This is a genomic window from Sphingobium sp. LMC3-1-1.1, from assembly GCF_040676285.1.
Taxonomy (GTDB): domain Bacteria; phylum Pseudomonadota; class Alphaproteobacteria; order Sphingomonadales; family Sphingomonadaceae; genus Sphingobium.
On record NZ_JBEGHQ010000016.1, the window covers coordinates 1 to 7,987 of the forward strand.

The window sequence follows — 7,987 nt, forward strand, 5'->3', positions numbered from 1 at the left end:
CTCGGACGGCCGTAGCTGCCAAGGCTCAGGCTATATTGTTCCCGGATATGGGCCAGCACCCTCATGTCCGTCCGCTCCCGATGGCTGATCGGACGCGAACGCCAGGAACGATAGCCGCGCTCGCTCAGACCGGACCTCGAAGGCAGGCGCATTCACCTGCCGTCTTTTGGTCCTGACTTTGGGGAGGCCGCGGATATCGTGCCCCTTGTCGATTGCGAGCGCCTTTCCAGGCCTGCTGAAGTCCAGCGTGACGCGGTTGATGTAGGCCCAGTGATCGAGCGCCCGGGAGATAAATTCCGGGCCATTGTCCACCCTGATCTTCGCGGGTGGGCCGCTACGCTCGAACAGCAAGCGATCCATGACATCGACCACCTGTTCGCCTTTGATCCCCTGATCGACGTGGATCGCCAGGCACTCGCGGGTGTAGGCATCGACGACGGTCAGGGCGCGGAACCGCTTGCCGTCGAAAAGAGCATCGGACACGAAGTCCATCGCCCAGATCTCGTTCATGCGCGAGGGTAGCGGCCGTTCCACCCGCCGCGCGGCCATGACATGCCGGCGGGGGCGTTTTGCCCGCAAATTCAGGCCTTCCAAGCGATAAAGGCGATGCACTCGCTTAACATTGACCGGCCAGCCTTCGCGCCGAAGCAGCACATGGATGCGGCGATAGCCATAGCGTACGCGCGTCGCCGCGATCTCCTTGATCCTGTTCCTGAGCGGCGCCTGGTCGCTTCGGACCGACCGATAGCGGTGCGTCTTGCGATCGAACCGGAGAACAGCGCAACTGCGCCGCTCGCTCACCCGATACGATCCTGCACCCAATGGACGATCTCGCGAAGCCGGCCAGGCGCTACACTTTTTTTGCCAGAACCTCCTGCAGCATGGCCTTGTCCAGCGACAGATCGGCCACGAGCCGCTTCAGCTTCTGGTTCTCCTCCTCGAGCTGCCGCATCTTGCGCAACTCCGATGGTCCCAAGCCGCCGTATAGCTGCTTCCAGCGGTAGTAGGTCGCCTCCGACACGCCCATCTTCCGGCACACCTCGGCAACCGGCGTACCGACCTCCGCCTGGCGCAGCGCAAACGCAATCTGCTCGCCCGTGAACTTCGACTTCTTCATGCAAAATCTCCAGCTCCAATCAGCTTCGATTTTGCCAGATTCCTCTCATTCCCGCTGGAGGCATTTTCCGGGACAGGGTCAATCTGCGCCTCGGACAGCCAGACCAGATCACTCATGGCGACGCCTCCTCGCGCCGCCATTGAATCAACTAAACCTCAACACCGCAAGCAATTTAATAGGTTCTGAACCTAGGGGCTATTCAACCGTTGGCTGCGGCATGACAACAGAGGCAGTGCATCAAAAAAGATGCGTGCAAATGGCGAATGCCCATATGATGTTTTTGAAAGAAAACGATAAATCAATAAAATGACTGTGTAGCTGACGTGCGAATTTCCTTATTTTTTAATGCATTAACCGACCTTGCATGATGGATCGAAGATCGCAGATAATAAAGAAACGAAATTTTAGCCGACGATATGCAAAAATGATCCCGCTCGCGTAAGAACGCGATCACATCGTGAGCCGCAGGGGGCTAGTATGACGGTTTATCAAACAGCGCAAAACATGGTGTTGCCTGAGGACGACAAGGACGAAATCGCTGTCTCAATCGTCATGCCCTGCCTCAACGAAATCGGCAGCCTTCCACATTGCATTACCAACGCGCAGGACGCGCTGCTGTTGATCCTCGAGCGCTACGGCCTTTCAGGCGAGGTAGTGATTGCCGATAACGGTTCGACCGATGGCAGCCAACCGCTTGCCCACTCGCTCGGGGCACGGGTCGTAGATGTAACCGAACGCGGCTATGGCGCGGCGATCATCGGGGGGTTCAGTCAGGCCCGTGGCAACATACTAGTGATGGGCGATGCTGATGGCAGTTACGATTTCACTGATAGTGTGGAAATGGTTGGTCGACTGCTCGAAGGTGCCGACCTGTGCATTGGATCGCGCTTCAAGGGTGGGATCGCCCGAGGCGCGATGCCGTGGAAGAATCGCTACATTGGCAACCCTGCACTAACCGGGGCGCTGAATCTGTTCTTCCGTTCGGAAATTGGTGATGCTCATTGTGGACTGCGTGCCATCACGCGCGAGGCGTTCGAAACCTGCGGGCTGACCTCAAGAGGGATGGAATTCGCGAGCGAGATGGTTATAAAGGCTAGCCTCAAGCGCTTGCGGATCGCGGAAGTACCAGCGACGCTCTCACCAGACTTGCGTAATCGCCCTCCTCACCTGCGACCGTGGCGAGATGGCTGGCGCCACTTGCGCTATCTGCTGATGCTGAGCCCTACTTGGGTGTTCGGGGTGCCAGCGCTGATGGCGATGTTGGCTGGCCTGGTCATTCTCGCAACGGCCTTTGCCTTCCAGATCGGCCTTGCCGCCGGAACCGGACCATTCGGGACAAGCTGGACCATCGCTGGCGGTTTCCTGCTGACGACCGGACATTTTGCCGGGATCATGGCCTTTGCCACGCACATTCACGGTGTACAACGCGGCTACCGTTCGCTGCGCCCGTGGATCGCGCGCAATGCCCGCGTGCTGACGCTGGAGCACGCGCTGGTATCGGGTCTGGGGCTGATCGGGATCGGCATCATAGGGCTCGCTGCAATCGGTTGGCGCTGGTCAGAGAGCGGCTTTGTCGCACTGCCTTCGGTGCTTCCGCTTGTAGTGGCAGGCGATTGTGCGGCGATCGGCCTGCAAACAGCGCTGGGGGGCTTCATGCTAGCGATCATCACCGACCATGATACTCACTTTGGTCGTGCTATGGGTACGCGAGTGTGAGGATCGAACTCTTCGGGATCTGCTTGCGGGAGGTTGGCAGGTTCCTCACTGTCGGCGCTGTGTCAGCGGCGCTTAATACCGCGATCATCGTGATGCTTACTGAATTGTTCGGTCAGCCATATCTCGTCTCGTTCACGATCTGCTTCTTCTTAGTTAACATCTTCGGCTTCATTACCAATCGCAGTTGGACATTCCATGTTAGGCATGGCCGATGGAAGTGGCAATTCCTGCGTTATTTCGCGATCTCATTTGCAAGCCTCCTGCTGTCGATGGTGATTAGCGTAGTTCTGGTGCAACAAGGTATCGTCTATTGGATCGCGGTCTATGCTTCGGCTGCGCTAATCGCGCCCGTAAACTTCATAGCGATGCGTTTCGTGAGTTTTGGCGGGTCGAAGCAACCAGCAGGTGCGTTGTTCCGATGAGCGGGGCTATTCCAACTTCTTCAACGCAGCAGGTCTGCCACGGACCGCGCCAGGTGTGTACATACGGCGCGACGCCTCGGATCATTATAGATACGGGCCATCCAGCCTCGCCAATTGTAGAGATATGGCAGTGCAGCATGTGTGGGCACGGCGTGACTCGCCCAGCAATGGACGACGTGTCAGTTCTTTACGCAGGCCGCGAGAGTGAAGATTTCCTAGCCCGCGATCCCTCATGGGTCACGCAAATCAAGGCATTTGCATTTTTGCGACTGGCGCGCCGACTGGTGGCTTTTACCCAAGTTCCGCCGATGGTAATCGTCGATTTCGGGACCGGCTCCGGCATGCTTGCTCGCAGTCTGGCCGCCATAAAAAGTGATGCAAGAGTATTCGCGCTCGATTTCTTTTCAGATCCGCCCGGACCGATGGAGGGGGCAGACTACTTACCGTTCGAAAAGGCATCAAGTCTGACAGGAACAATTGATCTTTTGGTGTGCTTTCACGTCCTTGAGCACGATGACAATCCGGGGCGCCTCCTTGACAAGATGATCGATCTGCTCCGGCCTGGCGGAACCGCTATCCTCGAGGTGCCTAACATAGACTGCGTCTGGACGCCATGGTTCGGAACAGCCTGTGCGAACTGGTATGCACCCTTTCACCGGGTGCATTTCAGCCGGCGTAGCCTTGCTACACTGCTTACGCGGCACGGTCTGGAAATTGTGGACCAGCAGAACATCTGCGGTCCAACCATAGCATTCAGCCTTGCCAACCGCCTCGGGTTCAAGCCAGGGGCAGCATTCTTTGCCATCGGCCTGCTGTTTCGCCCGGTACAGTGGCTTGCCGAAAAACTGACGCGCCGCCCGAGTGCACTACGAATCGTGGTACGCAAACCGGCCAAAGCGAACGCTCAATAAGATTCCACGCTCCCGCCGGAGCCTCATGCGACTGGCCTCAAGAATCAACGGATCGCTCGACCACTTCGAGCGAGTAGTCAAGCGAGAGCCGCTCGCGATTGCGGGCATACCAGTCGCCGGTCCTTTGCCGCCAGCCGGCGGGATCATCGATCATCGCCAGCAGCGTTTCTGCCAGCGATGCTGGGTCGGACCTGGCAACAAGACCATTTTCGCGGGGGCTAACAAGTTCAACCGCAGCGTTGTCAGGCGCCGCGACGACCACTGTGGGAACCGAGCGGGCCGAAGCTTCCACCACGACTAGACCGTAACCTTCGCGTTCGGACGGTTGAACAATGGCGAGCGCTTCTCCCATCGCACGGTCGAGTTCGGCTTCGGATACGAACCCTGCGAAGGTGACCACTTTCTCTAGCCCAAGTGTGTGGGCCTGTATGGTCAGCGCATCGCGCTCCGGTCCATCGCCAAGGATGTTCAAGCGTATATCGGGGTGGTTTTCGTGAACGAGGGCAAAAGCATCAAGCAGGAGGTCCACGCGCTTGGGTGCAACCAGCCGCCCTGCATAGAGCAGTGTCGGGACGCTGCCTAGTGCGCGTGACGGCTTCAGCCCACCGGCATATGCACCAGTCAAATGGACGGACGGCTGCCCAAGTCCGGCGAGCCGGTCGCCGTGAAGGCGACTGAGTACGAAGGCCTTCTGCGGAATCTTCGCACAAAGCGCCTGCACCTTTGCGCCGATCACGCCTAACCGGCCCAGGTATTCGCGCCAGTAGCTGTCCGTCCACACCTCGAACCAGTCGACATCGAGGCTGAAGCGACACCACCACCGCGCCATACCGAGCGCAAGGAGAGAGAAAAACGGGAAGCTTGCCGTGTGCACATGATCGTAGTGACGCCCCTTGCGCACAAAATGCACGAAGACGCCGATGCCAAAACGCACTGGCGGCCAGATTCGGCGTCGTTCACCCACATAGAGCGGCAAGGCTGGACCGACAGGGACAACCGTGACTCCCGCTATGGTCGGAGCATTTTCCGGATTCCACTGGCGTAGGGTGAGGTAGGTAACTTCGTGACCCTTCGCGGCAAAACGTTCGGCCAGCGCGCGATACCATCGCTCGGCGCCGCCCACGGTCCAAGGATACAAGCAGTCGTAGACCACGCAAATGCGCTTTGGGCTTGTTGTGCTGGCGCACGTGGCAGTCATAGTGCGGTAACCCGACATCCGGCAGCAACAAACACAGCGCGACTGCGCTGGTCCAGCGCACTCATCGGGCCGGGGTCAACGCGATAGAGGCGATGCACATCGGTATAAATACCGCCATGCGGTACAGCGACGCTCGCATGGTTGGTGCACACAAAACGGGCGATTCGTTCAACGTCGCCGAACGAGGATGCGATTAGGCGGATCGGCCGGTTGGAAAGGTCTGGTCGGTTAAGCGCAAGGTCACCGAGGAAAGGCGCGTGGCGCTGGTCGATCAGTACATAGTCAGTGCCGCTGGCGGCCAGCCTCGCATCCGCTCCTGCATAGGCACCGTACTGTCGGTGGGCTAGGTACATCTGCGCGGGCAGTTGCACTAACAGTGAGAGGGTAGCCGCGCGCCATACGAAGCGACGCAGGCGATCACGCTCACCGACAAGCGCGCGCCAGCCATAACCGCTTAGCAGCGCGGCGTTGCCAAGCAACCCGTGCAGGTAGCGGTAGCCGAAGCCATAGCCTTGGGACGCGAGGATAACAGTCATCACAGCGACAGTCAGCAACATACCGCCAGCAAGCGTCTGCGCCATGCGGTCGTGCCGGGTCACTGCAAAACCGGCGAGAAGCAGCGGTAGGAAGCCCAACCACTGCCAGGTCACGAAGCGCAGCAAGTTTGCCGCCATTACCGGAATCGCCCGATAGTTGCCAGCCAGCATGTCCCTAAGCCGGTCCGTATAGCCCGTGCCCGAGGCGACAACCGAATGCGGTCCGGCAACGAGTGCGATCATCAGGTGAGGCCAGACCATCCAGAATGCCATAATCCCGCAATAACCGATCGTGAACAACGCCAATCGTGCCCACTGCTTTTCGGCCAGCATGAGCAAGAAAAACGGTGCCACAAACATCGGGTGAAGGAGCGGCTGGTGTAGACCCGTGGCGAGCAAGCCTACCGTCAGCGCCGCTAGATCGGTGGCGCGCCTACGCTTGAGGAAGAGCCATAGCCATAGGAGGTTGGCGGCCAGGTGCGCAGGCATGGCGAAAGCGGTCATCCCTGTCAGCACGACTTGGCCTGATAGCGCGAGCGTGAGTACGGCAATCGAAGCGGCCTCGCGATCATCAGGCCACAGCAGTCGCGCGCACCTCCATACTGCGTACAGCGCAAATACGCTCAGCAGCGGACCAGTCAACGCGGGATCTGCAAACATGCCCACTACTGCCCGCAACATGGCATTGCCGGGAAGATAGGCCGATATCCATGCTTCCGGTCGGGCGACCGGAAGCATGAAGCGCACGTTCAGCGCATCAGCGTGTTCTTGCCAGGCCGATGGCAGCGGCCAAACCAGCCGACCGTGCGCGAAAACGATCGAATCGAACACCGCCATCTGTTCGTCGCGTGTGTGGTCGAAACCGAACAGGACTGCACGGTGTCCCCACCAGCATACGGCCACTAAGATAAAGGCTGTCAGAATGAGCGTGCGGTTCCCGAACACGACCGGCCGTGCCGGGGCTAATGGGCGGAAAATCACTAGAGCGACAAGGATCAACTCAAGGCCAAGTAGCGGAAAATCCTGTCGGCCTAACAGCATTCCGGCAATATCGAAGTTAGCGAGAACCGACAGTGCACTCAAGGCAGCGATCAACCCCATGCTGCGCCAGGCTAGGGTCGATAGACCCGGTATTGCCGCTGCCTCCGTTCCAGTTGTTTCGAGGCCGAATCGGGGCCAAAACGCCCTCATACCCTCTCCTTGCCATGCCGCATTCCGTCCGTCGGACGTAACACCGGTCTTCCAATATCAACTTAGATCAGTATGGTTTATCAAGTATTAACAAGATTGCATGCCAATCCGCTAGATTCACCAGCAACGTCATTTCCCCTGTTCCGGGGTGCGCCTGGTCATCCGCTAATCTGGTACCTTGTCCCAAACGAAGCTCCTTCCCACAAGGAGAGAGGTGGCCGGGTTGGTCTGAACAGGGATCGGCATTGGATAAGTGGATCGTCTGCCGGTTTCATCATCGAGCTGCCGATATGGGGCGTGATGCAGGGAGGGCATAGCCCGACCTGAGTGACACCCCATATCGGCGGCCAATTTCATGCTGCCATCGCCAGTGGCAGGTTGTCAAAATATGCCTGGTCCGGGGTCCGGGCACCAAGGCTCGAATGCGGCCTCCTCCCGTTGTAGAATGCCAAATAGCGACCGATCGAGGCCCAAGCCTCGCTGACGACGCTGTATGCGCGCAGGTAAACCTCCTCGTATTTGACCGAGCGCCAGAGGCGCTCGACGACATTGTCGCGCCACGCCCCCCCCTGCCGTCCATGCTGATGGCGATTTTCTAACGCAGCAGTACGCTGGTGAAGGGCAAGCGCCGACGGAAGGCGGCCTTGTTGCCGGCACCGGAATAGGAAAGCTCGCGGCCTTTGAGGAGGTGTGAGCATGGACATCGAGCAGTCAAACGAGCCTCGTATGAGCGGTCGCGGTGATGGCGGAGCGCTTGTACGGGTGGAGCGTAAGCGGTGTTTCCCACCCACCTTGCACGATGTGGTGATTGGGGCAGACGGTGGGCGGTATGGAAGCCCACAGCCTTACGAGCGCACTGGACACCCGCACTGGAGTTGGTCTGGAGCCTGTCCGCC

The 7,987-nt window shown here is 58.9% G+C and carries 6 protein-coding genes and 3 pseudogenes; 3 read left to right on the forward strand and 6 right to left on the reverse strand.

Annotated features, from left to right (window positions below; all coding sequences use genetic code 11):
- Positions 1–128 (reverse strand): annotated as a pseudogene (locus MRBLMC3_RS13310) (IS3 family transposase); the annotation flags it as partial.
- A 94-nt stretch (positions 129–222) separates the two neighbouring features.
- Positions 223–1,117 (reverse strand): annotated as a pseudogene (locus MRBLMC3_RS13315) (IS3 family transposase); the annotation flags it as partial.
- 477 nt (positions 1,118–1,594) lie between these two features.
- On the opposite strand from MRBLMC3_RS13315, the gene MRBLMC3_RS13320 reads away from it, so the two are divergent.
- From MRBLMC3_RS13320 to MRBLMC3_RS13330, 3 genes are all read left to right on the forward strand, one after another.
- Positions 1,595–2,833, forward strand: a complete 1,239-nt coding sequence (locus MRBLMC3_RS13320) for a glycosyltransferase family 2 protein (protein ID WP_363829541.1) — start codon at positions 1,595–1,597, stop codon at positions 2,831–2,833.
- Complete coding sequence (locus MRBLMC3_RS13325; protein WP_363829543.1) at positions 2,830–3,255, forward strand: GtrA family protein; 426 nt, start codon at positions 2,830–2,832, stop codon at positions 3,253–3,255. The genes MRBLMC3_RS13320 and MRBLMC3_RS13325 overlap by 4 nt, the downstream gene beginning before the upstream one ends.
- Before the next feature lie 167 nt (positions 3,256–3,422).
- Positions 3,423–4,166 (forward strand): class I SAM-dependent methyltransferase, encoded by a 744-nt coding sequence (locus MRBLMC3_RS13330; protein ID WP_363829545.1) that lies wholly within the window; start codon positions 3,423–3,425, stop codon positions 4,164–4,166.
- 37 nt (positions 4,167–4,203) lie between these two features.
- Here the strand turns inward: MRBLMC3_RS13330 and MRBLMC3_RS13335 are convergent, their stop codons facing one another.
- From MRBLMC3_RS13335 to MRBLMC3_RS13350, 4 genes and pseudogenes are all read right to left on the reverse strand, one after another.
- The gene (locus MRBLMC3_RS13335; RefSeq protein WP_363829548.1) at positions 4,204–5,319 is read right to left on the reverse strand and encodes a glycosyltransferase family 4 protein; all 1,116 of its coding nucleotides are present in this window, start codon (positions 5,317–5,319) and stop codon (positions 4,204–4,206) included.
- 41 nt (positions 5,320–5,360) lie between these two features.
- The gene (locus MRBLMC3_RS13340; protein ID WP_363829550.1) at positions 5,361–7,001 is read right to left on the reverse strand and encodes a hypothetical protein; all 1,641 of its coding nucleotides are present in this window, start codon (positions 6,999–7,001) and stop codon (positions 5,361–5,363) included.
- A gap of 443 nt (positions 7,002–7,444) precedes the next feature.
- Positions 7,445–7,683, reverse strand: a pseudogene (locus MRBLMC3_RS13345) (integrase core domain-containing protein); the annotation flags it as partial.
- 119 nt (positions 7,684–7,802) lie between these two features.
- On the reverse strand, positions 7,803–7,987 hold a 185-nt coding region (locus MRBLMC3_RS13350), incomplete at its 5' end, for a hypothetical protein (protein ID WP_363829552.1).

Excerpts from the sequence above, each read along its gene's own strand:
- MRBLMC3_RS13320 (WP_363829541.1), top strand. The coding sequence starts at position 1,595 with ATGACGGTTTATCAAACAGCGCAAAACATGGTGTTGCCTGAGGACGAC.
- MRBLMC3_RS13330 (WP_363829545.1), top strand. The coding sequence starts at position 3,423 with ATGGACGACGTGTCAGTTCTTTACGCAGGCCGCGAGAGTGAAGATTTC.
- MRBLMC3_RS13340 (WP_363829550.1), bottom strand. The coding sequence starts at position 7,001 with ATGGGGTTGATCGCTGCCTTGAGTGCACTGTCGGTTCTCGCTAACTTC.